Origin of the sequence: Acinetobacter tandoii DSM 14970 = CIP 107469 (assembly GCF_000400735.1) — a bacterium.
Lineage (GTDB): Bacteria > Pseudomonadota > Gammaproteobacteria > Pseudomonadales > Moraxellaceae > Acinetobacter > Acinetobacter tandoii.
In genome coordinates this window covers 91,308-115,343 of sequence record NZ_KE007360.1, presented here as the reverse complement: position 1 = coordinate 115,343, position 24,036 = coordinate 91,308, and the positions used below count along the sequence as shown (strand labels likewise).

Genomic DNA, 24,036 nt, shown 5'->3' with positions numbered 1-24,036 from the left:
ACTTCTCCTAATTAGAACGTACGTGGTTTAGGTGGAATAGCAGCGACAGATAATGGCTTGTAACGCACTGGTTTGTACTCTAGACGATTGTCAGCAGAGAACCATAATGTGTGCTTCATCCACTCATCATCACGACGACCATATGGGTATTCTGGATGATCTGGAGATTCTTCAAAATCTACAACTGTATGTGCACCACGGCATTCTTTACGTGCAGCAGCAGAAATCAAGGTCGCTTTAGCAACTTCATACAAGTTTTCAACTTCTAAAGCTTCAATACGTGCCGTGTTGAATACCTTAGATTTGTCTTTCAAATGAATGTTACGAACACGTGATTCAATCGCAAGAATTTCTTTCACGCCTTTATCAAGCAACGCTTGTGTACGGAATACACCAGCATGGTCTTGTACGATGTCACGAATTGCATCAGCAACTTCTTGTGCATTTTCACCTGTTGTTGACTCATCCAATTTACGGATACGTGCAACAGTTTGCTCAAGTACAGTTGTAGGAAGCGGTTGGTATTCATCACCATGGTGTTTAGTCACGTAGTCGATGATGTGTTCACCAGCAGCTTTACCAAATACAACCAAGTCAAGCAGAGAATTCGTACCCAAACGGTTTGCACCATGTACAGATACGCAAGAACATTCACCAATTGCATAGAAACCTTTTACTGGTTTAGTGAAGTTACGTTCACCTGCATTGGTAGAATAAACATCAGTCTCTTTATTGTAGTTCGCTTCAAGCGGTGAAGTTTCACGGCTTTCTGGCACTACAACTTGACCATGAATGTTTGTAGGAATACCACCCATTTGGTAATGGATTGTCGGTACTACAGGAATTGGCTCTTTCGTGATGTCAACGTTCGCGAATTTCTTACCAATCTCAAATACAGATGGAAGACGTTTCATGATTGTTTCAGCACCCAAGTGCGTCATATCAAGCAAGATGTAGTCTTTCTTAGGACCACAACCGCGACCTTCTTTAATTTCTTGGTCCATCGAACGTGATACGAAGTCACGTGGCGCCAAGTCTTTTAAAGTTGGTGCATAGCGTTCCATGAACGGCTCACCAGCATCGTTACGAAGGATCGCACCTTCACCACGACAACCTTCTGTCAACAATACACCTGCGCCCGCAACACCTGTAGGGTGGAACTGCCAGAATTCCATATCTTGTAATGGAATACCTGCACGAGCTGCCATACCAAGACCGTCACCAGTGTTGATATATGCGTTAGTAGATGCACGGTAAACACGACCTGCACCGCCAGTAGCAAACAATGTCGCTTTAGCTTGGAATACTGCAATTTTACCTGTTTCTTGGTCGTATGCAGTTACACCGAGTACATCACCCGCTTCATTACGGATAAGGTCAAGCGCAATCCATTCAACAAAGAATTGAGTACCCATTTTCACGTTGCTTTGATAAAGCGTGTGAAGAAGCGCATGACCTGTACGGTCAGCAGCAGCACAAGCACGTGGAACGGCTTTTTCACCATAGTTTGCAGAGTGACCACCAAATGGACGTTGGTAAATCGTACCATCTGCGTTACGGTCAAATGGCATACCCAAGTGTTCTAATTCATAAACAACTTGTGGTGCTTCACGCGTCATGAATTCGATTGCGTCTTGGTCACCTAACCAGTCTGAACCTTTTACAGTGTCATAGAAGTGGTAGTGCCAGTTATCTTCTTGCATGTTTCCAAGAGATGCACCAATACCGCCCTGCGCTGCAACTGTATGTGAACGTGTTGGGAATACTTTAGTCAAAACCGCAACTTTTAAACCAGCTTGAGCAAGTTGGTAAGACGCGCGCATACCTGAACCACCACCACCAACGATGACAGCATCGAAAGTTTCGTGTGGAATATTTGTGTAATCTTCTTTAGGGGTTATAGCGCCCATGATCTCTTCCTATCAATTCGCCCAAAAAATCTGGATTGCCCAGATCGCATATGCAAATACAGCAATAATTACTGCTGAAGTCAGTACAAGGCGTAAACCTGAAGCCGAAGGCCCCATTTGACGAGTAGTCACATAGTCAGTGAATACTTGCCACATACCAATCCATGCATGTGCAACAAGAGATAAGACTGCTAATAAAGATAAGATCTTCATTGGAGCTGTCATCATAAAGCCGTACCACTGTTCGTAGCTAAAACCACCATTGCATAGGATCCAACCTAAAACAACAACAGTATAAACTGCTAATACGACAGCACTTACGCGCTGGATAAACCAATCGCGAGAACCTGAACCCGTTAAACCAGTAGCACTTTTCATTAGATAACAATCCATACAAATGCCGCAATGATACCGATTGCAGACAAGATCAATGAAATAGTAGCTGCGACACGACCACTTTGCAGTTCTTCAGCAATACCTAGATCCGCAAGTAAATGCTTAACACCCGCAATAAAGTGGAAAATTAAGCCGGCTACAAATACCCATACGATAAAACGCACGATAAAACTATTAAAAATAGCTTGTACTTGCGCAAAACCTTCAGGAGAAGACAATGACTTGTCTAAAATCCATAAAAGTACCGGTACGAGTAAAAATACGATGACACCAGATAGACGGTGTAAAATTGATGCAATAGCCACAGGGGATTTTAAGTTTACTTCTAAAACTTGACCCATGGACAAATTGACAGGTCTGTTGCTTTTCACAGCGGGCATCCTGTAAGTAAAAACTCCATCCGGAGTTTGTTGGAATTAATTCGAAGGAAAGCTGGCATTGTCAGGCAAGCAAATGCCTAAACTCAAAACGACACCGAATTATAAAACGCGAAAAGTCAAAATACAAACAATCAAAGACTGGTTTTTTAACAAAAAACCTTTAAATAAGAATCATTAACAAAATTAACATTCTATAAAAACCAATAATTTAGCTCAAATTCATTGCTATGCTATTGGTTTTTATCATTTATCCTCTCAGTTCTGACCTTTCTAACCCTAATTCGATGTTTTTGTATTTTTAGACTAAAGATAAGCAAGATATGTGCTCTATTTGATAATCCTTTCCTTTATATGGAAAGACTTGCATTTCCTATCAAAATGTTCACTATTTATTTAGAACAATAATTTTATGATATAACGTGATTAAATAATGACTTAGCCATAATTAAATACAAACTACTTATAAATTTTAAGGGTTTAAATTGCTCAGAAATTGCAAAAAATTACGTCTAAAGCCTATTTTTTAATCAAAATTCAAAATTCAATGAGTTATTTTTTGATCAATTGAATCAAACTTTAGGATTAGAACTTAATGCCAAATTTAGCTAAAAAATGAAATAAAATATGAACAAAAATGAATGTAAGTTATGAAAATTAGATGAATTTCGATTCAGTTTGACCCCACCATTTGTTCAAAAATACTCTCCTCATATTTTTTATAAATATTTACAATTCAGATGGAGCACTATTTTTTTTCTGCACCTCAAGAATATTTTGACATATCATAGCGCGGCGGTGCTGTGATTTTACTCATTGCTCTAAGGAAGGATTTGACTAAACCTCTGTGAGGGCGTCAGTTTTTATCCATAAGTATAATTGACAAAATTTCAGTACTCTCTAATCTAATTAGCAAATTTTTGATCCGTCTGATTCGCGCATTAAAAGATTCGTATTACGAGTCAGATTAAACATTCACCGGGACAGGAGATCTATTGAATGTCTGAAGCAACTGGCAAAAAAGCCGTATTACAGCTTGATGGCAAAGAAATTGAATTACCAATTTACAGCGGCACATTGGGCCCAGATGTAATCGACGTTAAGGATGTGTTGGCCGCAGGTCACTTTACTTTTGATCCTGGTTTTATGGCTACAGCAGCTTGCGAATCAAAAATTACCTTCATTGATGGTAACAAAGGTGTACTTTTACACCGTGGTTACCCAATTGACCAACTTGCAACTAAAGCAGACTACTTAGAAACTTGCTACCTATTATTAAATGGTGAGCTTCCTACTGCTGAACAAAAAGTTGAATTTGATGCTAAAGTACGTAACCACACTATGGTTCACGACCAAGTAAGCCGTTTCTTCAATGGTTTCCGTCGTGACGCTCACCCTATGGCAATCATGGTGGGTGTAGTAGGTGCGCTTTCTGCGTTCTATCACAATGGTTTAGACATTGAAGATGTTAACCACCGTGAAATCACTGCTATTCGCTTAATCGCGAAAGTTCCTACTCTTGCAGCTTGGAGCTACAAGTACACTGTAGGTCAACCATTTGTTTACCCACGTAATGACTTAAGCTATGCAGAAAACTTCTTGCATATGATGTTTGCTACCCCAGCAGACCGCGATTACAAAGTAAACCCAATTCTTGCGAAAGCAATGGATCGTATCTTCACGCTTCATGCTGACCACGAACAAAACGCGTCTACTTCTACTGTTCGTTTAGCTGGTTCTACCGGTGCTAACCCGTATGCATGTATCGCTGCTGGTATCTCTGCACTTTGGGGTCCTGCTCACGGTGGTGCGAACGAAGCTGTTCTTAAGATGCTTGATGAAATCGGCACTGTAGAAAACGTTGCTGGCTTCATGGAAAAAGTGAAGACTAAAGAAGTTAAGTTAATGGGCTTCGGTCACCGCGTTTATAAGAACTTTGACCCACGCGCTAAAGTAATGAAAGAGACTTGTGACGAAGTTCTTGGTGCACTTGGTATTAACGATCCACAGCTTGAACTTGCTATGGAACTTGAGCGTATCGCGTTATCTGATGAATACTTCATCAAGCGTAACCTTTACCCGAACGTAGATTTCTACTCAGGTATCATCCTTAAAGCGATTGGTATCCCAACAGAAATGTTTACTGTAATCTTCGCACTTGCACGTACTGTTGGTTGGATCAGCCACTGGTTAGAAATGCACAGCGGACCTTACAAAATTGGTCGTCCACGTCAGCTTTACACTGGTGAAGTTCAACGTGACATCCAAGGTCGTTAATTCAAAAGAATTGATGATTAAAAAAACCACCCTTCGGGTGGTTTTTTTATTTCGTGTGGAATAAAACTAAATATCAAGCGATATCATAATCAGCCAAGTCCAATTTTTTTAGTTGTTGTTTCAATTGCTTTAACGACCACGGCCATGCAGCAAAATTTCGCCCATTTTTATCTAAATAATAAGATTTACAACCACCACGGTTAAAAACAGTCTTCTGCAAGTTCTTTTGTACTGCAACATTATGTTCATGAAGTACTTTAGGCTTAATTTGTATCCGCTTAATGCCCTGATCTCGCATTTGCAGTAAACCGCTCATAATGTAATCCAGTTGCGCTTCAGCAATTCCAATAAATGAATCATAGACCAGAATATTTGGACCCAACACCAAAAAGGCATTAGGTACATGTTCCAAGCTTGCACCTAAAAATGCCTCTGGAGAGCTTTCTTTCCAACGCTCAGCCAAGAGTTGCTCATTCGTATCATAAACCCGCTTACCTATAGGCGGGTGTGAAACTTCAAAGCCTGTCCCCCAGATAATCACATCGACCTCGTACTGTTCACCATTCGCAGCAATCAATTTATTCCCTTGTATTTCAATCAAACCCTGTGGCACAAGCTGTACATTTTCTTGTTGTAAGGCAGGATAATAATTATTGGCAAATAAAAGTCGTTTACAACCAATTGAGAAATTAGGTGTCACATTTTTACGTAATGTATGATCTTGAATTTGTAATTTTAATAGCTGTTTGCTCAGCAGATTAATCGGTTCTAATATTTGAGGATGACGCAATCCAAAGTTAATCCCATTTAAAATTTGCGCAACACCTCCACGCCACAACTGTTGAATTACAGGATATTTTGCAATGATGCCTTTAGCAGCATCATTCAAGGCGAGATCTGCTTTAGGTAATACCCAAGGTGCAGTACGTTGAAAAACAATCAACTCTTTAACATCAGGTTGAATTTGAGGAATAAACTGGATTGCAGATGCACCTGTGCCAATTACCGCAACCCGTTTATCTGTTAAATCGTAGTCATGTTTCCAACGTGCCGAATGAAACATTTCCCCCTGGAAGGTATCAATCCCCTTAACTTGAGGCACAGAAGGTTCTGTAATCGGGCCAGTAGAGAAAACCACTGTCTTAGCGAGAAATTTCCCCTGTGATGTTTCTAAAACCCATTGTTGCTGCGCTTCATTCCATTTGGCAGACAAAAGCTCATGCTTAAATTTGATTTTGTCATTCAAATTGAATTGCTTCGTGACCTGCTCTAAATAGGCCAAAATTTCTGTTTGCTTAGCAAAGAGATGACTCCAAGCATGACTTGGCGCAAATGAAAAAGAATACAAGGCAGATGGTACGTCACAACCACAGCCTGGATAAGTGTTGTCACGCCATGTTCCACCGACGCGATCTGCTTTTTCAAACACTAAAAAGTCAGTATAGCCTGCTTGTATCATCTTATAAGCAGCTGCTATACCAGATATTCCTGCACCAATCACAATACAATCATATACACGCGTTGGCTGTGGCTGTTTCGCTTTAGTTCGTATTTTGGCTTTTTTTTGAGTCACGGAAGTTAGGTTTTCCTTTACCCCAATAGATTCAGCACCTTCTTCTAAGGCGGATTCAATTTTCTGATCTGAATTTTCCAGTAAAATATTCTCTGTCATGATAAGTCTCTTATTGTTATTTCACATATTTTTGCAACAACGGATAGCCAATTCCAAGTAACTTTGCATACAAACTTGGGGCAGCTCGTTTTAACCACCAAAATAGCTTGGCATCTGTTTGTGGAATGGTATACAGCTCATTCGCATCTAGCCGATCCAAGGTTTTAATTGCGACTTGATCGCTATTAATAAAAGCATGATTCATCAGCAAATGATCAGCCAAACCAGAGTAACGTTGTGGCAAACGGCCATTTTTCATAATGTTAGTAGGCACCAGCGTTGGACAAAGCACATTGACACGAATATTGGCACTGCGAAGTTCTGCGGACAGCGTTTCAGATAATGCCAAAACGCTCGATTTGGTGACGTTATATGCTGTCATTTCGGGTGCAGCAGTAAACCCTGCGGCAGAGGCGACATTAATAATCGCACCATAGCCTTGCTGTTTAAATTGCGGCACAAAATAATGGCATCCATGAATCACTCCCCATAAATTGACATGCATACACCATTGCCAATCTTCTAGGCTGACTTCATCAAACTTTCCACCCAGACCAACTCCTGCATTGTTAACAATGAGAGTGGTTGCATGCCCCATTAATTGCTCAGCGTGCTCCGCCAATGCTTTCACTTGCTCAGCATACCCCACATCACATTGCACAGCAAAAGCATCCGTTTGATGTTGATTTTGAATCAAGCTCATGGTTTCTTCAGCAGCATTGAGATCAATATCTGCACAAACCACCACCCCTCCGCGCCGAGCTAGCTCCAGCGCAAAACTCCGCCCAATACCACTCCCTGCACCTGTTACCACGGCGTAAGCATGCTTGCTTGGTTTACTTTTTTTATTAAAAATTGTCATTTTAAAATTCCCACTTTGTTATAAACGTAAACTGGGGGTAAATTCACGCGTAAAATAAGGCGTTAAAATGCCGTGTTCAGGGTTTAATAACTTTTCTTTGTAATAGCTTAAATAAGCAGAAGTATCATGATCATTGGGATGAAAATCAGGACGCAAATAATCAAAAATATGCTGCATGGTGCTGCCATAAACACCATCTTTCAGTCCAAAAATCAACGCGATGCTATACGGCATTTCCTTCCAGTAGCTCCAACGAATTAAATTCTTCGGTTCTCGATAGAATGGCACCATAAGTGAGGCAACTGAAATTAAAATAAGAATCGTGATGAGCGCAGGGAAAAAGCCTGCTATACGCAGTGCATAATTATTGGATAAAGCTTGAAATACATCATATGCAATGTCTTTATGCTCAGACTCTTCAAGCATATGCCACATCCAGATGGCACGCTGCTTTTCATCTCGAGAACGGAAGAAAATTTCCTCATGCTTCATCATGTATTCAGCCAATACAGCAGTGAAATGCTCAATACCCGCCATGAGCGATAATTTCATGGGTTGTGGTAAACGGTTAAATCCATAGTCAAATACCCAACCCGCCCACGTACGAAACAACTGCACAGGATAATCCGCTTCTCGAAACGCATCATTTAACTCATTATGCATTTTGGAATGAATCGCCTCTTGGCCAATCAAAGCCGTCACACGCTGTTTCAGCAGTGGATCTTTTACCAGTTCACGATGATAGCGTGCCGTATCTATCACCAAATCCTCTCCAAATGTTAGAAAAATGGAAAGTGATGCGAAATATGCACTCGCCAATTCTGCATTGAGATAAAATTTAGGATCAATTTCTTTCGGGTCGAAGTCAAACCGCATATGCCGAATCGGAATCATCGAGGACTGTTTCAAAGTATTAAAACGAGAACCAGAAAATACATGATTCAATGTATTTTTAAGTGGTGTAATGAATTGCATGATCATTCCTTATTTTTCTACTGTAAGTGCAATTTTGTGGTATTGCGCATACTGCTTAAACATGTAGCTACAGTAAAAAACTAAGTGAGCCTATGCGGCTTGCCACTAGCAATTCAGGTCATTTCATTTGCAATTTCTGCCTTTCCTCATGCTTGTCCGACAGTTTTCCGACAAAATTATCTGCATGGGACAAAATCATGCTTTGGGTGCCAAAAAAGGAATGCATTGTTCATAAGCATCGCAATTCTGGCCTTGTGTTTTTTTTATAAAATAATCTTGCACTATTTGTGCCTGCTGCTCGATTCCATAATGCAAAAATAGTTTTCCTTGCTGGATTACATAGTGGTAACGACGATCAAACAATGCCTTACGAACCACCGCAATGCCTTGTTGATACTGCCAAACATGTGTCATTTCATGAATAAACCATGACTGTAAAGCAACCGAACATTTTGAAAAGTCATGACAGTAATTTTGTACATGAAAATAGATATGCCCATTTGGACTGATGGCATGATTTTTGAGAACTGCCTTATGTGCAATAATTTGTACTTGATCCAACTGAATCGCATCCGCGAAAATCCAGCGTACCAATGATTTTTCACCTTCGGTCAAAGGTCGTCGCGACAAAATGCCAAAGCTTCGAATATTCTGTATCAATGCTGATAAATATCGTGACATATCTTTAACCTTTTCAGTGAAATATCAATAACGGCTCAGGTACAATTATGAATAATTTTTCTAAATGCAAATAAGAATTTTTTTTGGATTTATACACTACATTTGTCGCAATTCGTATATAGTATCAACGCAAATTATTTATTCATTGTTTTGTCGTTGATTACACAGTACTGAACCGATAACGATAAAAAACTCAGCCATATGTGTACACATCCCTATAGCTTTAGGATTAAGTTGGAATGAAAAGTTTTAAAATTGCCATAGCACAATTCTCTCCGCATATTGGTAATATCGAAGCAAATGCTGAAAAAATGCAACAATTGGCAAACGAAGCCAAAGCGCAAAAATCAGATTTAATTATCTTCCCTGAATTATCAACTATTGGTTACCCTGCCGAAGACTTACTATTGCGCCCAAGCTTATCTAAACGCACACAACAAGCGTTTGAACAGCTTAGCAAAGTGAAAGACATTGTCATGGTCTTTGGTTTCGTCAATCAAACCGAAGATGGTCAACGCTATAACTCTGCCGCTGTCATGAAAGACGGTAAGATCCTAGGGATTTATAATAAGCAAAACTTGCCAAACTATGGTGTTTTTGATGAAAAACGTTATTTTAACGAAGGGCATCAGCACTTAGTATTTGAATACCTCGGGCATAAATTTGGCGTACTGATTTGTGAAGATATCTGGTCACTGAATACCGTACAACAATTAGCTCAATTAAATGTTGAAACTGTGCTTGTACTCAATGCTTCACCGTATGAAGTAGGTAAACCTCAGCACCGTATCAACACCATGCAAGAACTTGCAAAACAATTAAATATTCATTTGGTTTATGCTAACCAAGTCGGTGGTCAGGACGATTTAATTTTTGACGGCACCAGCTTTGTCATCAATAAAGACGGCGCAGTTGCTCTACAAGCACCGAGCTTTCAGCAAGCCCTGTTCTATTCAGACTATCTTGCTGAACAACAAAGCTACCAAGTGGCCGAAAACACTCCAACTCTTGACACTATGGCCGAGATTTATCAAGCCTTGGTGATGTCAACGCGTGACTACGTTCAACGCTCAGGCTTCCCAGGTGTGATTCTGGGTCTTTCTGGTGGAATTGACTCAGCACTAACCCTTGCAATTGCTGTAGATGCAATTGGTGCTGACAAAGTACAAGCCGTAATGATGCCTTATACTTATACTTCGCAAATCAGTGTAGAAGATGCAGCGGCACAAGCGAAGAATATGGGCATTACATTCGGTATCGCGGAAATTAATCCAATTGTAAACAGCTTCATGCAGACACTTTATCCATTCTTTGGTAATGCCCCTGCTGATGCCACAGAAGAAAATCTACAAGCTCGTACACGCGGTACGCTGTTGATGGGCTTATCCAATAAATTTGGTAATCTGGTTCTTTCTACAGGCAATAAATCGGAGCTTTCTGTTGGCTACTGCACGCTATATGGCGACATGGTCGGTGGCTTTGCTGTTCTGAAAGATGTGTATAAGACCATTGTGTTTGAATTGGCGAAATATCGTAACAGCATCTCTGAAACTCCTGTAATTCCAGAACGCGTGATTACTCGTCCGCCTTCAGCAGAACTCCGTCCAGACCAAACTGACCAAGACTCATTGCCTGCTTATGACGTCCTCGATGCGATTCTATATGCCTACATCGAAGAAGACATGAGTCAAGACGACATTATTGCCAAAGGCTTTGATGCAGAGGTTGTGAAAAAAGTGATTCGCCTCGTCGACTTTAATGAATATAAACGTCGCCAAGGCTCTATTGGACCGCGCATTAGCTCGCGTGCCTTTAGTCGTGAACGTCGTTATCCAATTATCAATGGTTGGAAAGCTGGCGTATAACCGCAAATAGCAACATGGAAGCCCAAACTTTTGTTTGGGCTTTTTTATACGTTATATATTTTCTTATCTTTTTGACGCACAAAAAAAGAGACCAAGCTGAGAGCTTGGTCTATAAAAATGGTGGCTATGACGAGACTTGAACTTGTGACCCCCGCATTATGAGTGCGGTGCTCTAACCAACTGAGCTACATAGCCGTAAACTGTGTGCGCATTATCTAAATTTCATGTCTATGCGTCAAGCCTTTTTAAGCCCAAATGCTCAGAGTTTATACAACCAATCTTTCTCAAGGCAAAAAATACCCCATAACTGTATATTTTTCATCATGTTATCTATTAAAAATACAAAAAATCATAGACTGCATATTTTCCAGTCTCTATTTGTTTTCGATCAAAATTCCAATTTGTTGTTCTATCCTACTCAATTTCGGCACTCAAAAAATAAGCCCCAAATCACTTCTTACATCAATTTATTTTTTTGGATTTAGCTAGAACTAAACAACACTCATCATAATGAAAATTATCCAAGAACTTTTTCGCGTTATTTCTTATAGTTCGACCATACTGCTTAGCAAGTCATTTCAATAAATAACCGTGCAGTAAATAGCGCCAAACTAAATTTTAGACAAAAAAAATCACGTTATAGGAACGTGATTTATAAAATGGTGGCTATGACGAGACTTGAACTTGTGACCCCCGCATTATGAGTGCGGTGCTCTAACCAACTGAGCTACATAGCCGTAAACTGTGCGCGCATTATGTTGTTTTATTTACAGTACGTCAAGTACCTAATGCACTTAATTGATCAAAATTTGGTGAAGTGAGCCGATAAGCCGGGTTCTGTCGTGAACGATCATTCCTCTAGGCGTACAATCACTCATACGCTCCAGCGACCTACCCGGATCCAGCATGGGCCATGCCTAAAGGATCCCTATTTGGTCTTGCTTCCGGTGGGGTTTACCATGCCATGAACTGTTACCAGTCATGCGGTGCGCTCTTACCGCACCCTTTCACCCTTACCTCCGATCTCAATTGCTTGAAACCATAATGAAGGCGGTCTACTCTCTGCTGTACTTTCCGTCGGCTCACGCCGCCCAGGCGTTACCTGGCACCTTGCCCGTTGAAGCCCGGACTTTCCTCCCCTGCTTTAGTCACGGAGACCTCCACAGCAGCGATCGTCTGGCTCACTTCGAGGCGCATCTTACCAAATTTAAAAACTAATTGCTTGTGCTTTTTTGAGCAATTAAACGTTGATACTTATCCAACAACTGTTCTTGCGTCTCCGCATGGTTTGGATCAAGTGGAATACAATCTACAGGACAAAAAAGCTGACACTGCGGTTGATCGTGATGTCCCACACATTCGGTACATAAATCTGGGTTAATTTCGTAAATCAATTCGCCCATAAAAATTGCTTCATTGGGGCAAACAGGTTCACAAACATCACAATTGATGCATTCATCAGTTATATATAAAGACACTCTACCAACCTTGTTGATGCTTTTGCTCAAAAGCTTTGACCACCGCTTCAGGAACGAATTTGGTGACATCGCCTTTCAGACGAGCAATTTCACGAATTAACGTGGAAGAAATAAATGAATATTGTTCAGACGGTGTAAGAAACACGGCTTCAAAGCGTGAATCGAGTTGACGGTTCATATTTGCCAATTGAAACTCATATTCAAAGTCCGAAACTGCACGTAAACCGCGTAAAACGGCTGTGGCATTCTGTTCTCGGAAAAAGTTTACCAATAAACCATCAAATCCTACAAACTCTACATTAGGCAAATGACTCAAAGAAGCCTGCGCTAATGCTACGCGCTCTTCTAACTTGAACAATGGATTCTTATGATGCCCAATCGCGATTGCAACCACAACCTCATCAAACATTTTTGATGCACGCGTCACAAGGTCGACATGCCCATTGGTAATTGGATCAAATGTTCCTGGATAGATTACGCGAGTTTTAGACATCCATTTGTACTCTGATTTATTTTATTGGAATGTATTTTAACAAAATCTTGTTTTTTTGGTGAAGAAACTGCATAAATTTGAAAAATCTTCACTATTTGTGCCAAAACGACTCAGCAAATTCCCTTAAGAAAAATAAGGGTATGTCAATTTTGTTGCGTATTTGATTTAGATTAAATCTTTCCGATCTTATTTAAGAATTGTCAGTAGGTTCATGTTGGGGCACAATAGTCATAACTTTGGAAGTAACTGATTATGGCGAAAGCAACTGTAGTTAAAAAACATAATGGCGGTACGATTGCCCAAAATAAGCGTGCCCGTCATGATTATTTTATTGAAGAAAAATTTGAAGCGGGACTGTCTCTACAAGGCTGGGAAGTTAAATCATTGCGTGCTGGGCGCATGACCCTCACGGAAAGTTATATCCTATTTAAAAATGGGGAAGCCTATTTATTTGGTGCACAGATTCAACCTTTGTTGTCGGCTTCTACACATGTGGTGCCTGAAGCGACACGCACACGTAAATTATTGTTAAATCGCAATGAAATTGCCAAGTTACTTGGTGCAGTAAATCAAAAAGGTTTCTCTTGTGTACCTTTAGCCTGCTATTGGAAAGGTCCTTTGGTCAAGCTTGAAATTGCTTTAGTAAAAGGTAAACAATTGCACGATAAACGTGCGACTGAAAAAGATCGTGACTGGCAGCGTGATAAAGCCCGCCTGTTCCACAAATAATAAAAAACCTCCGATTGGGAGGTTTTTTATTTTTCGGACTATCAATAATCAGCTTTTAGCTCGACCAAATACTTACCAAACTTGCGTGCTGTTTCTAAGTCGCCTTCTGGTGGCGTCACTTCCACACCGGCATTATCAGACTGGGTCATTAACCCTAAAAAGCTCGACATACGGTTAATATCTTGTTGACTACGGCCAGTTGGCATAAACGGCAAACCTGCCCATAACATGCCGTGTTGCATGGCAAATAAGTTAATCTGTTGCAGAACAGCCAACTTATCGCCACTTAAGCCACCACCATTGGTAAATCCTGCGGCCAACTTACCTAGCCAAGCACGGGCTAACCAACGCTTAGAGGAATCTTCCATAAACTGTTTCAGTGCCGAAGTCAGGCTTCCCATATATGTTGGGCAGCCAATAATAATAATATCTGCTTGATCTAAAAGCTCCCACTGGACTGCTGCCACAGAAATCAAATGCACATCAGCACCTGCCTGTTCTGCACCTTGCGCAATATATTGAGCCACTTTAGCTGTATGCCCATAAGGACTATGATAAACCACACAGACATGAACAGGAGCAGAAGAAACGAGATCAGTGACAGACATGGAAACTTTTAAAACCAAATAATTAAGTCAAGTTTAACACTTTTCGTTCGCCTGAGGCGAGTGCATAGCACAATGTAAAAATTGTTGCACCCATCAAGCGTGCCATGTTCATTTTAAAAATACAAAGGTTGCCATTCTTCCAGTTTTAGCATTACGACGATAAGAATAATATTCTTCAGTTTGTCTATAAGTACACTGGTCACCACCTAAAATCTTGGTGATACCATGTTGCTGCAAAATATAACGTGCAATGGCATATAAATCAGCAAAGTATTTTCCCTGTTCTTTCGATGGTTCGAAGGCTGAGGCCAATGCAGGATATTTGTCACAGAAGATTTGTTTTACTTCAGCCCCTACTTCAAAGCAAGGTTGACTAATGGCTGCCCCTAACCATGCCCAAGCGGGAGGATGTTGCATCGCTGCAATGGTGTTTTCCACAATACCATTCGCCAGTCCACGCCAGCCTGCATGTAGGTTGGCCACCTCAACCGCATCAGCATCCCCAAGGACAATAGGTAGACAATCCGCAGTCATCATCATTAAGGCATGCTGCTTCTGTTGGGTCACTAAACCATCGCCTTCTAGCGCTTCGAAACAGATCTGTTCATTCACAGTGTGACAAATCGTGCTATGGGTCTGTGTCATCCAAGTTATTTTTTTCACGCCAAAAGCAGAGAACTCTTCGAGTAGCTGCATACGATGTTGCTGCACTCGATGGGCATTATCCTGAACATGTAAAGCCAAATTGAAACCATCTAGTTCTGGTTTATCCGATACGAGAGTATGTTCATGTTGCACACGCGTTTGTCCGACAAAAACACCTTCTGGAAAGCCTTGAACAAATTGCATGTTAAATCCCTTCTTTAACTTAAATCATCTTTGCGTTATTCCCTGTCAGGAAACTTCGCAAAGATTACATTTTCAACTGCTTTTAATAAGCTGTATTTTCACTACGCAATACATCGACTAATGTTGCAAAATCTTCTGACCACGGCGCTTCAAACATCATGTCTTTACCCGTACGCGGGTGAACTAAACCCAATTGCACAGCATGTAATGCCTGACGTCTAAAACCACGTAAAGTATCATTCAATAATTCAGATGCCCCTGCAGGAACACGTACACGTGGCATATAGACTGGATCGCCAACCAAACCATAACCAATATATGCAAAATGCACACGAATTTGGTGCGTGCGTCCAGTCTCTAAGCGAGCTTGTACACGAGTAAAGTGCTGAAAACGTTCTTTTACATTGTAGTGCGTTACAGCATCTTTCCCACCTGGTAAAACGGTCATTTTAACGCGATCAACAGGATGACGTTTAATTGGCTCATCGATGGTGCCGCCTGCAATCATGTTGCCATATACGATTAAATCATAGACACGATAGACTGACTTATCTGCCAGTTGCTTGCTTAATGCAAACTGAGCTTCTAGGTTTTTCGCCACAACCAATAAACCACTGGTGTCTTTATCAATACGATGAACCAAACCTGCTCGTGACAGTTCAGCCGACTTTGGATAATGATAAAGTAAGGCATTCACCAAAGTGCCCGTGGTATTTCCAGCGCCAGGATGCACCACCATTCCAACAGGTTTGTTAATCACAATGATGTCATCATCTTCATAAACAATATTGAGTGGAATGTTTTCAGGCTGACTGCTGGTTTGTGCTTCTAGCTCAACATCTAGAGTCAGTTGCTCAAATCCTTCGCATTTGTACTTTGGCTTAACAATGTTACCATTTACCAACAAATGCCCATCCTTCAGCCACTGCTTAAGTTTTTCGCGTGAAAAATCGCTCCAAACATTCGCTGCAACCTGATCAATACGCTGACCGATATAGCTTTCATCCAATTGAAATTGCAACGATAAACGTGTTGCAGTTGCATCAGAAGTATGGTTATCTGCTTCGTCTGTATCTTCAAGTAAATTGAAATCAGTTTCTGCAAAATTTGTATTAGTAGATTGTGCTTGGGTCATTTGATCATTCAAACAAAAGTGGTTTAATAGCGCAATTGTAGCTCATTGCCCGTATTAACAGAGGAATTTTTATGTCGCTACCACGTTATAAAATTACAATGCTCGCTCTTTCTTTAGGCATTGCATCTGCAATGGTGGGCTGTAGCAGTAATCCAAAAAAAGAAGTGGTGGATACAGGCCCACAATTAAGTGAGCAAGTGTATATACAAAAAGCTGAGAAAGCGCTAGATAATGGTCAATATACTGATGCAGCCAAGTATCTAGAAGCGATTGATACTTACTACCCAACGGGTGATTATGCACAGCAAGCCCAGCTTGAGTTGTTGTACACGAAATTCCAGCAAAAAGATTATGAAGGCACGATTAGCCTTGCAGAGCGTTTTATTCGCTTAAACCCGCAGCATCCAAATGTAGATTATGCTTATTATGTTCGCGGTGTAGCGAATATGGAACAAAACTATGATGGTTTAATGCGCTATACATCATTAAAACAGTCACATCGTGATACCAGTTATTTAAAACTGGCTTACCAAAACTTTGTCGATTTCATTCGTCGCTATCCATCAAGCACATATGCAGTAGATGCAGCCCAACGAATGAAATATATTGGCAATGAGTTGGCTGAAAGTGAAATGAACGTGGCCCGCTTTAATATTAAGCGTAAAGCATGGCTCGCTGCTGTAGAGCGTTCGCAATGGGTGATTGAACATTACCCTCAAACTCCACAAATTCCAGAAGCATTGGCAACCGTTGCCTATGGTTATGAACAATTGGGGGACAAAGCCACAGCACAACAGTATATCGATGTTCTAAAATTGAACTATCCAAATCTGGTGAAGTCTGATGGCAGCGTAAATTTACGTGCTGCACGCAAAGAAGGCAGTTGGCTCAACCGTGCAACTTTAGGCGTCTTTGGTCGTGAAGAACAAAGCACTGTTGAAACACCAAAAACTGCTGCACCTGCTGAGCAACGCAGCCTGACTAACCGCATGACGTTTGGTTTGCTTGATCGTCCTGCAACTTCGACAGAAGCACCCGCATCGAGCACTTCTGCTGAATAAAAACCACAACACATCGTGCAATTTGATTAAGGGCAAGTTATCATACTTGCCCTTTTATATTTTGTGTATCACTTGATCGGACTGATCAAACCATATACAAATAAATAGTTTTCTTTTGCAAAAGTTGGGTTCAAGCAAATCTGGCCTTGCATTTTCATTTTGCTGCATATATCACGATAACGACTATGGCCATTCCTCAGCACACGATAGATCAAATTCTCGATCGAACTGATATTGTCGATTTAATTGGTCAACGCGTGAAACTTAAAAAAACGGGACGCACATACTCAGGTTGCTGCCCGTTTCATCAGGAAAAGTCGCCCTCTTTCCATGTCTATCGTGATAAACAGTATTATCACTGCTTTGGCTGTCAGGCCAATGGTAATGCTATTCGCTTTTTAATGGACATCGACAATCGTAACTTTGTCGATGTAATGAAAGACCTGTCCAGTCAAACAGGTATTGAATTACCCAAAGACAATCAAGATTCCAAACGTCTGTCTTATAAACGTGAAGCAAAAACGGTTGCAGAGCCATCCAAAACAGCGCCTGTTACTCCTGTTCAATCGCCCCCTACAACTGAGCTGCAAATTGATCACGATCCTTTTGAAGAATTTCGTAATGTCGATGATCCCTTTGCCCAGTTTGAACCGTTCCAAACATTCAATGAAGCCCCAGCGCAAGAGGGTAATCTATACGACTTGCTCGAAAATGTAGCGCAATTTTACGAACGACAGTTACCACAGAGCCAAAGTGCACAACAATACTTTAGACACCGTGGCTTAGGCGTAGAAACCATTCAATTCTGGCGTTTAGGTTATGCACCAGAAGATTGGCAACATCTGGAAAAGGCTTTTCCGCAAGACGTTCAGGGTTTAAAATTATTGGGCTTAATCCGTACCAGTGACAAAGGACGAGATTTTGACTTGCTACGTGATCGCGTGATTTTCCCGATTCGTGATGCCAAAGGTCGTGTAGTCGGCTTTGGTGGTCGTGCCTTGAATGATGAAATTAAACCGAAATATATTAACTCCCCAGATTCCGAAGTTTTCCATAAAAACCAGTTACTGTATGGACTTTATGAAGGTCGTAAGCAAAAAGCCCAAGACTGGCTTATGGTTGAAGGCTACATGGATGTCATCGCGCTACAACAAAATGGCATTTATGGCGCAGTTGCAACATTGGGAACTGCAAGTAATACAGAGCACTTAAATATTCTATTCAAACAGAATAATCGGATCACCATTGCCTTTGATGGTGATGCCGCAGGTCAAAAAGCGGCACGACGTACCTTAGAAATTGCCTTGCCCTTATTAAATGATGGTCGCGAACTGAAGTTTTTTGTACTCCCCAATGACCATGATCCAGACTCGCTAATTCGTCGAGAAGGCTTAGAAAATTTCCAGCGCTTATTACAGCAAGCCCCATTACTGTCCGATTTTGTATTTGCACATTTAACCCAAAATCAAGATATCAGTAGCCCCGAAGGTAAAAGTCTTGTGATGGCTGAACTGCGTCAATTGACTGAACTATTGCCGAAAACGGGTTCTTTTCGTTATCTTTTAAATCAATCCTTTAAAGAAAAATTGGGTTTTGGTAAACGTTGGACACCTCAACTCAGTAATGATGCTTCTTTATCATTTAACATTCGCACCAAAGATGAAGACTTTGCAATTGCAATTCTGATGCATCATCCATTCTTATATATTCATTTTGAAACTTTACGAGCCTTTGTTCCAAGCCATGAATTACTCTCGCATATCCTCAACATTCTCAATCGAATTTTTGATAACTTGCCTGATGACCAAGAGCTAGCAACCTATTATGTATTGGGTGCTTGTAGTACTTTCAGTTTAGAAATTGCTGATATTATGCGACGTACCAATATTGAAGTGCTCACCCATGCACCAGAAATGGCGGATAAACTGGCAACCGAATACGCGTTGGGATTACAAGAAAAATATTTACGGCAGAAATTAAAAGACCCGAATTCATTGCTTGAGTCACGTAATTTACGTCAACAATTGAACGAACTAACCAAGAAAATTGGGCTGCGTCTATTATCTTAAACCACAGAGATCATTGTTATTTTTTAGCTTTACGTCGATGTGCTGCAACGTTGGCTAAACTTTGCTGTAATTGTTCAAAATAAGCAGGATCTTCTGCTTTGGCTGCATCACGCAACACAATAGAGGTTGGATGTAGCAATTTCTGCGTTAGACGATGCGCAAAATCTTGCATAATTTGCGCAGCATTTTCGCCTTTGGCTAAACGAGATAGGGCCAACTGTAATTCTTCTTGTTGTAATTCATGTCCATGTTGACGATATTGATGAATAGTTTCGCCCGCTTCATTGACTCGTTCATGGGTAATTAGCTCAATAGCTAATTGATTTACCATCACTTCCGCTTCAACTGCTGCCTGACGGCGCTGCGCAAGATTTTCATCAATGACCGACTGTAAATCATCTACACCGTAAAGATAAACGCCATCCAAAGATTCGACTTTAGGCTCTATATCACGCGGTACAGCAAGATCAACCAAAAGCATTTGCTGATAACGGCGCTTCTTCAAGGCACGCTTTACATCTTGATAAGAAATAACCTGATGCAAGCTTCCAGTACAGCTTGAAATCACATCCGCACGATGTAGATTCTCCGCTAAATCGGCAAACTCAAGAATTTCGACTTCGACCTGATGGGCAATTTCTTGAGCTAACAATTCGGCACGTTCACGGGTGCGGTTACAAATCAGTACTTTGCCAACCCCCATTTCCGCCAAATGTTTTGCAACCAAGCTATTCATTTCACCTGCCGCCACAATCAGCACGGTCATTTTTTCAGGTTGGCTAAAAACTTGTAAGGCTAGCTGCGCAACGGCATACCCCATTGAAACAGCATGACTTCCCACCGCAGTTTCTGAACGAACGCGTTTTGCCGCATAAAAAGCATATTCGAAAATTCGATTTAAATTACCTGAAACCGTATGTGCATCTTTGGCTAAAGACAGTGCAGATTTTACCTGCCCTAAAATTTGCGGTTCACCGAGCATCAAAGAATCTAGCCCACTAGCTACGCGCATTAAATGCGTCACTGCTTGCGCATCTTCATAACGGTAAACATGATTGACCAGTTGCTTTACATCTAGATCATTTGCTTGGGCGAGCCAATTGAGTACCATATCTGCATTTTCAGATATGGCATAAACCTCAGTGCGGTTACACGTCGACACGACCACCAAATCATTTAATTCAGTGTTGTGACTTTGCTGAGCAAGCAATACACTAAGCTTTTCAGCATTAAATGCGATTTGCTCACGCAACGCTACTGACGCGGTTTGATGGTTGACCCCCAATGCAAAGAAAGACATATCAAATCATCAATTCACTAAATTTATGCTATTGTGCAACATCGGTGTCATAAAAAGCATTACTTGGATCAAGAAAAAATTGCGTCAAACAAACAGCCGTATAAACGGCACGACGGTAAAACAGTATTCTACCACATTCTTACTGCTTGGTAGCATGGCTTCTGGTACTCATGTAAGAGCATCGGAGGTTGTTTATCATGCAAATTCAAATAATAATGCCATAAAACAAAGCATGATTGCCGAATTTGCTTTGGCTTATCACGATATTCCAACGGCTCTGCATAACTACACCGTTCTGGCCATTCGTAGCAATTCTACTCTCGTGAAACAACGCGCACTCAATATTGCTTTGGAACAAGATGACTTAAAAGCAGCACTCGATATTGCGACACACTGGGTGGTACAAGAACCCGAAGATGTACCCGCACTATTTTATTTATCGCATATCGCCTTAAAAGCACATGAATACGAGCTGGCAGCAGAAACGCTCGATAAAATATTAATGATTGATCCGAATGCGGATTTAGAGCAAATTTTGGCAGGTATTTCACCAGAATCGCAAACTGACCGTGAAGTCCTGCTCAAGACCTTGTCCACAAGTAAAGAAAAGGACAATCCATCCATTTTGGTACTGATCGCTGGTTTAGAAGCGCAAAATGGTCAATTTGATCATGCATTAATTACCATTAACCGTGCTTTACGCAAGCGCCCGAAAGTCACAGGCTTTATTCTCATGAAAGCCAACTTGCTGACTGTATTGGGTGATGAGCAAGAAACCTTGAAATGGTATGATAAATCTAGCCGTAAACATCGTGACAATTTAGAAGTTCGACTTGCAGAAGCCAAATACTTAATTAAATTAAATCAGTCCGAGACTGCGCTTAAAAAGCTCGAAAGCATCTTAAAAAAATGGCCCAAGCAAGAAGAGGCTCTCTTTTTAGCAGGTCTGACCAGTATTGACTTAAAACAATATGAAGATGCAGAAAAATTTTTGGTCGAACTAAGATATTCAGCTCAATATCAAAATGATGCCTACTACTATTTGGCTGTCAATGCTGAACGCAAGCAGCACTTTGAAACAGCCAAAGCTTACTACCGCTTGGTCGATGGTAACCTCTATCCTGTGTCTAGACGCAGTATGATTAATATTTTTGCACAGCAAAACAAGCTACAAGATGCCTTGCGCTTTTTAACTCAAGAACGAGTGAATTATCCGCAACATGCCAGTTTCCTCTATCAGGCGCAAGCCGATATTTTAAAACGCATGAACAATAGTAAGGCGGCCCGTCGTTTATTAGATGAAGCCATCAAAAATCTGCCAGACGATCCTGACTTGATTTATGCCGAAGTATTATTACTCGATCCATTTCAAGACCGTGTTAAGTTAGAACAACTCCTCAATCGCTTATTGGAAATTGAACCGAATAGCCCAACCTATTTAAATGCCTACGCCTATACACTTGCTTTACAAAATCGACGTTTAGACGATGCACGGCATTATGTTGAACTCGCACTAGAATACACCCCAGATCAGGCATCTATTTTAGATACATTAGGCTATATCACCTATTTACAGAATGACTTTGAGACTTCGGCACAAGTGCTTGGACGGGCTTACACCCTAAGCAATAGCATTTCAATAGGTGTTCGATACGCTAAGGCACTATATATGCAAGGAAAAATTACCGAATTTAGTACTGTGTTACAACAATTAAAACAAAAACATCCAAATGATCCTCAATTGGAACAACTGAGTTCGTTACTGTTACCTTAACAAATGAAAAAGAGCTAATTGATTTTGATGCGTGTATTTTCAAAAGTCGGTCTGACCATATTTGCCAGTAGTGTTTTATTTCTAACTGGTTGTCAGCAATTTACCAAACCGCAAATTCCTGCTGAAGGCCCAAATGCTGCTGAACAGAATCATTTTAATTTACAAGGTAAAATAGGTGTTCGTACCCCACAACAATCGGGTAGCGCCTTTTTTACATGGCAGCAACAACAGCAAGAATTTGATATCGAACTCAGTGGTATTCTTGGTGTCGGTAAAACTCAAATTACTGGAAAACCCGGTGCTGTAAGCCTCAATAGTGCTAAAACAGGTTTAATTCAAGCCGCTACGCCAGAAGAATTGCTAGAACAGGCAACAGGTTGGCAAGCGCCTATTACTCATTTAATTGATTGGGTACAGGCTCGACCAGCAACACTGCAAGCACAAATTAGTAAAGATGCAGCGAATCGTCCGCAACAAATTATTGAAGATGGTTGGAAAGTCGATCTTAGTTATAATGATACTGCTCAACTACCAAATAAATTAGTTCTGAAACAAGAACTTGAATCTGGTAAAGAAAATCGTATTACAATGCTTATCCAAAACCGTTAATTCTGGCTAGCTATGATTCGCGTACCTTCTCCTGCAAAACTCAATCTGTTTTTACACATCACTGGACGTCGTGAAAATGGATATCACGAGCTGCAAACTATTTTTCAGCTTATAGACTTATGCGATTGGTTGGAATTTGAACCTACTCAACAAAATGACATTCAGATCGAAGGCTTAAATACCATCGATCTAGAACAGAATTTAATTTACAAAGCCACACAAATGTTAAAGCCTTTGGCCAAACATCTCACTGGCTTAAAAATAAACATTGAGAAAAATATTCCAATGGGTGCAGGACTTGGTGGTGGATCATCTAATGCTGCGACCACCCTCATTGTTGTGAACCAACTCTGGCAATGTGGATTAAACACTGAACAATTGGCAGAGCTGGGTGTGAAACTTGGTGCAGACGTTCCTATTTTTGTACATGGGCAAAATGCATGGGCAGAGGGCATTGGTGAACACTTAACATTCATCAACTTAGATCAAAAACAGTACATAGTGCTGAAACCTGATTGTTTTATCAGCACTCAACTGCTTTTTTCACAAAAAACGTTGACAAGAAACTCGAAGCCATCTAAATTTTGCGCCTATCAGATAAAGCCATCTGACTTTGGAAATAACTTTGAACCTTTGGCAAAAAGTCTATACCCTGAAGTCAATGAAGCAATGCAATATTTAGATCAGTTCGGTATTGCAAAACTTACAGGTACAGGTGCTTGTGTTTTTACTGAAGTAACTGCTGAAATGCATGTCAATGAAATTCTTAAACATGCACCTTGTAAATCTTACTTGGTGAACAGTTTAAATGAATCTCCATTACGTCATTTTAAAGTTCAATAGGGGCGTCGCCAAGTGGTAAGGCAGCGGGTTTTGATCTCGCCATCCGTTGGTTCGAATCCAGCCGCCCCTGCCA

General features: G+C 40.8%; 21 protein-coding genes, 3 tRNA genes and 1 other RNA gene. 9 read left to right on the top strand and 16 right to left on the bottom strand.

The genetic code is table 11. From position 1 onward, the window contains the following. Positions 1-11 precede the first annotated feature (11 nt). The 3 genes from I593_RS01500 to sdhC are packed head-to-tail and all read right to left on the bottom strand — an operon-like array spanning position 12 to position 2,686. On the bottom strand, positions 12-1,910 hold the full coding sequence (locus tag I593_RS01500) for an FAD-binding protein (protein ID WP_016165819.1): 1,899 nt from the start codon (positions 1,908-1,910) through the stop codon (positions 12-14). Between the two features lie 12 nt (positions 1,911-1,922). Beyond that, complete coding sequence (gene sdhD / locus I593_RS01495) at positions 1,923-2,288, bottom strand: succinate dehydrogenase, hydrophobic membrane anchor protein (RefSeq protein WP_004695554.1); 366 nt, start codon at positions 2,286-2,288, stop codon at positions 1,923-1,925. After that, entirely contained in the window at positions 2,288-2,686 is a 399-nt protein-coding gene (gene sdhC / locus I593_RS01490) for a succinate dehydrogenase, cytochrome b556 subunit (RefSeq protein WP_026441307.1), read from the bottom strand. Before sdhC ends, sdhD begins: the two co-directional genes overlap by 1 nt. Before the next feature lie 996 nt (positions 2,687-3,682). Here sdhC and gltA point away from each other — a divergent pair. Further along, a complete protein-coding gene (gene gltA / locus I593_RS01485) occupies positions 3,683-4,960 on the top strand; it encodes a citrate synthase (RefSeq protein ID WP_016165817.1) in 1,278 nt (425 codons plus the stop codon). Positions 4,961-5,033: 73 nt separating this feature from the next. Here gltA and I593_RS01480 read toward each other — a convergent pair whose 3' ends face one another. The 4 genes from I593_RS01480 to I593_RS01465 form a co-directional block, all read right to left on the bottom strand. Next, positions 5,034-6,632 carry a flavin-containing monooxygenase gene (locus tag I593_RS01480; protein ID WP_016165816.1) on the bottom strand — a complete coding sequence of 533 codons (1,599 nt, stop codon included), beginning with the start codon at positions 6,630-6,632 and terminating at the stop codon, positions 5,034-5,036. A 16-nt stretch (positions 6,633-6,648) separates the two neighbouring features. Continuing rightward, complete coding sequence (locus I593_RS01475) at positions 6,649-7,494, bottom strand: SDR family NAD(P)-dependent oxidoreductase (protein WP_016165815.1); 846 nt, start codon at positions 7,492-7,494, stop codon at positions 6,649-6,651. Between the two features lie 18 nt (positions 7,495-7,512). Then, entirely contained in the window at positions 7,513-8,469 is a 957-nt protein-coding gene (locus tag I593_RS01470) for a metal-dependent hydrolase (protein ID WP_016165814.1), read from the bottom strand. Between the two features lie 195 nt (positions 8,470-8,664). Beyond that, complete coding sequence (locus I593_RS01465) at positions 8,665-9,150, bottom strand: hypothetical protein (protein WP_016165813.1); 486 nt, start codon at positions 9,148-9,150, stop codon at positions 8,665-8,667. Between the two features lie 239 nt (positions 9,151-9,389). Between I593_RS01465 and I593_RS01460 the strand changes: the two genes are divergently transcribed. Further along, complete coding sequence (locus I593_RS01460; protein WP_016165812.1) at positions 9,390-11,015, top strand: NAD+ synthase; 1,626 nt, start codon at positions 9,390-9,392, stop codon at positions 11,013-11,015. A gap of 118 nt (positions 11,016-11,133) precedes the next feature. Here I593_RS01460 and I593_RS01455 read toward each other — a convergent pair. From I593_RS01455 to coaD, 5 genes are all read right to left on the bottom strand, one after another. Then, positions 11,134-11,210: transfer RNA gene (locus I593_RS01455), tRNA-Met, on the bottom strand. A 465-nt stretch (positions 11,211-11,675) separates the two neighbouring features. Then, positions 11,676-11,752 (bottom strand) — tRNA-Met (locus tag I593_RS01450). Positions 11,753-11,825: 73 nt separating this feature from the next. Next, positions 11,826-12,203: RNase P RNA component class A (rnpB, locus tag I593_RS19705), an RNA gene on the bottom strand. A 26-nt stretch (positions 12,204-12,229) separates the two neighbouring features. After that, on the bottom strand, positions 12,230-12,493 hold the full coding sequence (locus I593_RS01445; protein WP_016165811.1) for a YfhL family 4Fe-4S dicluster ferredoxin: 264 nt from the start codon (positions 12,491-12,493) through the stop codon (positions 12,230-12,232). Position 12,494: 1 nt separating this feature from the next. Then, positions 12,495-12,986, bottom strand: coding sequence for a pantetheine-phosphate adenylyltransferase (gene coaD, locus I593_RS01440; RefSeq protein ID WP_016165810.1), 492 nt, complete (start codon positions 12,984-12,986; stop codon positions 12,495-12,497). 252 nt (positions 12,987-13,238) lie between these two features. On the opposite strand from coaD, the gene smpB reads away from it, so the two are divergent. Beyond that, positions 13,239-13,715: an SsrA-binding protein SmpB gene (smpB, locus tag I593_RS01435; RefSeq protein WP_016165809.1), complete on the top strand. Its 477-nt coding sequence runs from the start codon at positions 13,239-13,241 to the stop codon at positions 13,713-13,715. Between the two features lie 41 nt (positions 13,716-13,756). Here the strand turns inward: smpB and I593_RS01430 are convergent, their stop codons facing one another. The 3 genes from I593_RS01430 to rluD all read right to left on the bottom strand — a co-directional run bounded on the left by I593_RS01430 (position 13,757) and on the right by rluD (position 16,307). Next, positions 13,757-14,323, bottom strand: coding sequence for a flavodoxin family protein (locus I593_RS01430; protein WP_016165808.1), 567 nt, complete (start codon positions 14,321-14,323; stop codon positions 13,757-13,759). A 108-nt stretch (positions 14,324-14,431) separates the two neighbouring features. Further along, positions 14,432-15,172: a peptidoglycan editing factor PgeF gene (gene pgeF / locus I593_RS01425; RefSeq protein ID WP_016165807.1), complete on the bottom strand. Its 741-nt coding sequence runs from the start codon at positions 15,170-15,172 to the stop codon at positions 14,432-14,434. Between the two features lie 82 nt (positions 15,173-15,254). Then, positions 15,255-16,307, bottom strand: a complete 1,053-nt coding sequence (gene rluD / locus I593_RS01420) for a 23S rRNA pseudouridine(1911/1915/1917) synthase RluD (RefSeq protein ID WP_016165806.1) — start codon at positions 16,305-16,307, stop codon at positions 15,255-15,257. A gap of 71 nt (positions 16,308-16,378) precedes the next feature. Here rluD and I593_RS01415 point away from each other — a divergent pair, with 71 nt between their 5' ends. Continuing rightward, a complete protein-coding gene (locus tag I593_RS01415; protein ID WP_016165805.1) occupies positions 16,379-17,368 on the top strand; it encodes an outer membrane protein assembly factor BamD in 990 nt (329 codons plus the stop codon). Positions 17,369-17,553: 185 nt separating this feature from the next. Then, positions 17,554-19,437, top strand: a complete 1,884-nt coding sequence (locus I593_RS01410; protein ID WP_016165804.1) for a DNA primase — start codon at positions 17,554-17,556, stop codon at positions 19,435-19,437. Between the two features lie 16 nt (positions 19,438-19,453). On the opposite strand, the gene hemA is transcribed toward I593_RS01410, so the two are convergent. Continuing rightward, the gene (gene hemA, locus I593_RS01405) at positions 19,454-20,737 is read right to left on the bottom strand and encodes a glutamyl-tRNA reductase (protein ID WP_016165803.1); all 1,284 of its coding nucleotides are present in this window, start codon (positions 20,735-20,737) and stop codon (positions 19,454-19,456) included. Positions 20,738-20,816: 79 nt separating this feature from the next. Here hemA and I593_RS01400 point away from each other — a divergent pair, with 79 nt between their 5' ends. The 4 genes from I593_RS01400 to I593_RS01385 all read left to right on the top strand — a co-directional run bounded on the left by I593_RS01400 (position 20,817) and on the right by I593_RS01385 (position 24,036). Then, positions 20,817-22,511, top strand: coding sequence for a tetratricopeptide repeat protein (locus I593_RS01400; protein WP_035302723.1), 1,695 nt, complete (start codon positions 20,817-20,819; stop codon positions 22,509-22,511). A gap of 27 nt (positions 22,512-22,538) precedes the next feature. After that, positions 22,539-23,120: a lipoprotein insertase outer membrane protein LolB gene (gene lolB, locus I593_RS01395; protein ID WP_016165801.1), complete on the top strand. Its 582-nt coding sequence runs from the start codon at positions 22,539-22,541 to the stop codon at positions 23,118-23,120. Positions 23,121-23,132: 12 nt separating this feature from the next. Next, entirely contained in the window at positions 23,133-23,963 is an 831-nt protein-coding gene (ispE, locus tag I593_RS01390) for a 4-(cytidine 5'-diphospho)-2-C-methyl-D-erythritol kinase (protein WP_016165800.1), read from the top strand. Beyond that, a tRNA-Gln gene (locus I593_RS01385) sits at positions 23,962-24,036 on the top strand. Before ispE ends, I593_RS01385 begins: the two co-directional genes overlap by 2 nt.

What these genes read in the sequence shown, in the direction of transcription:
- I593_RS01500 (WP_016165819.1), bottom strand. Translation starts at nt 1,910, where the DNA reads ATGGGCGCTATAACCCCTAAAGAAGATTACACAAATATTCCACACGAA.
- sdhD (WP_004695554.1), bottom strand. Translation starts at nt 2,288, where the DNA reads ATGAAAAGTGCTACTGGTTTAACGGGTTCAGGTTCTCGCGATTGGTTT.
- sdhC (WP_026441307.1), bottom strand. Translation starts at nt 2,686, where the DNA reads ATGCCCGCTGTGAAAAGCAACAGACCTGTCAATTTGTCCATGGGTCAA.
- gltA (WP_016165817.1), top strand. Translation starts at nt 3,683, where the DNA reads ATGTCTGAAGCAACTGGCAAAAAAGCCGTATTACAGCTTGATGGCAAA.
- I593_RS01480 (WP_016165816.1), bottom strand. Translation starts at nt 6,632, where the DNA reads ATGACAGAGAATATTTTACTGGAAAATTCAGATCAGAAAATTGAATCC.
- I593_RS01475 (WP_016165815.1), bottom strand. Translation starts at nt 7,494, where the DNA reads ATGACAATTTTTAATAAAAAAAGTAAACCAAGCAAGCATGCTTACGCC.
- I593_RS01470 (WP_016165814.1), bottom strand. Translation starts at nt 8,469, where the DNA reads ATGCAATTCATTACACCACTTAAAAATACATTGAATCATGTATTTTCT.
- I593_RS01465 (WP_016165813.1), bottom strand. Translation starts at nt 9,150, where the DNA reads ATGTCACGATATTTATCAGCATTGATACAGAATATTCGAAGCTTTGGC.
- I593_RS01460 (WP_016165812.1), top strand. Translation starts at nt 9,390, where the DNA reads ATGAAAAGTTTTAAAATTGCCATAGCACAATTCTCTCCGCATATTGGT.
- coaD (WP_016165810.1), bottom strand. Translation starts at nt 12,986, where the DNA reads ATGTCTAAAACTCGCGTAATCTATCCAGGAACATTTGATCCAATTACC.
- smpB (WP_016165809.1), top strand. Translation starts at nt 13,239, where the DNA reads ATGGCGAAAGCAACTGTAGTTAAAAAACATAATGGCGGTACGATTGCC.
- I593_RS01430 (WP_016165808.1), bottom strand. Translation starts at nt 14,323, where the DNA reads ATGTCTGTCACTGATCTCGTTTCTTCTGCTCCTGTTCATGTCTGTGTG.
- pgeF (WP_016165807.1), bottom strand. Translation starts at nt 15,172, where the DNA reads ATGCAATTTGTTCAAGGCTTTCCAGAAGGTGTTTTTGTCGGACAAACG.
- rluD (WP_016165806.1), bottom strand. Translation starts at nt 16,307, where the DNA reads ATGACCCAAGCACAATCTACTAATACAAATTTTGCAGAAACTGATTTC.
- I593_RS01415 (WP_016165805.1), top strand. Translation starts at nt 16,379, where the DNA reads ATGTCGCTACCACGTTATAAAATTACAATGCTCGCTCTTTCTTTAGGC.
- I593_RS01410 (WP_016165804.1), top strand. Translation starts at nt 17,554, where the DNA reads ATGGCCATTCCTCAGCACACGATAGATCAAATTCTCGATCGAACTGAT.
- hemA (WP_016165803.1), bottom strand. Translation starts at nt 20,737, where the DNA reads ATGTCTTTCTTTGCATTGGGGGTCAACCATCAAACCGCGTCAGTAGCG.
- lolB (WP_016165801.1), top strand. Translation starts at nt 22,539, where the DNA reads ATGCGTGTATTTTCAAAAGTCGGTCTGACCATATTTGCCAGTAGTGTT.
- ispE (WP_016165800.1), top strand. Translation starts at nt 23,133, where the DNA reads ATGATTCGCGTACCTTCTCCTGCAAAACTCAATCTGTTTTTACACATC.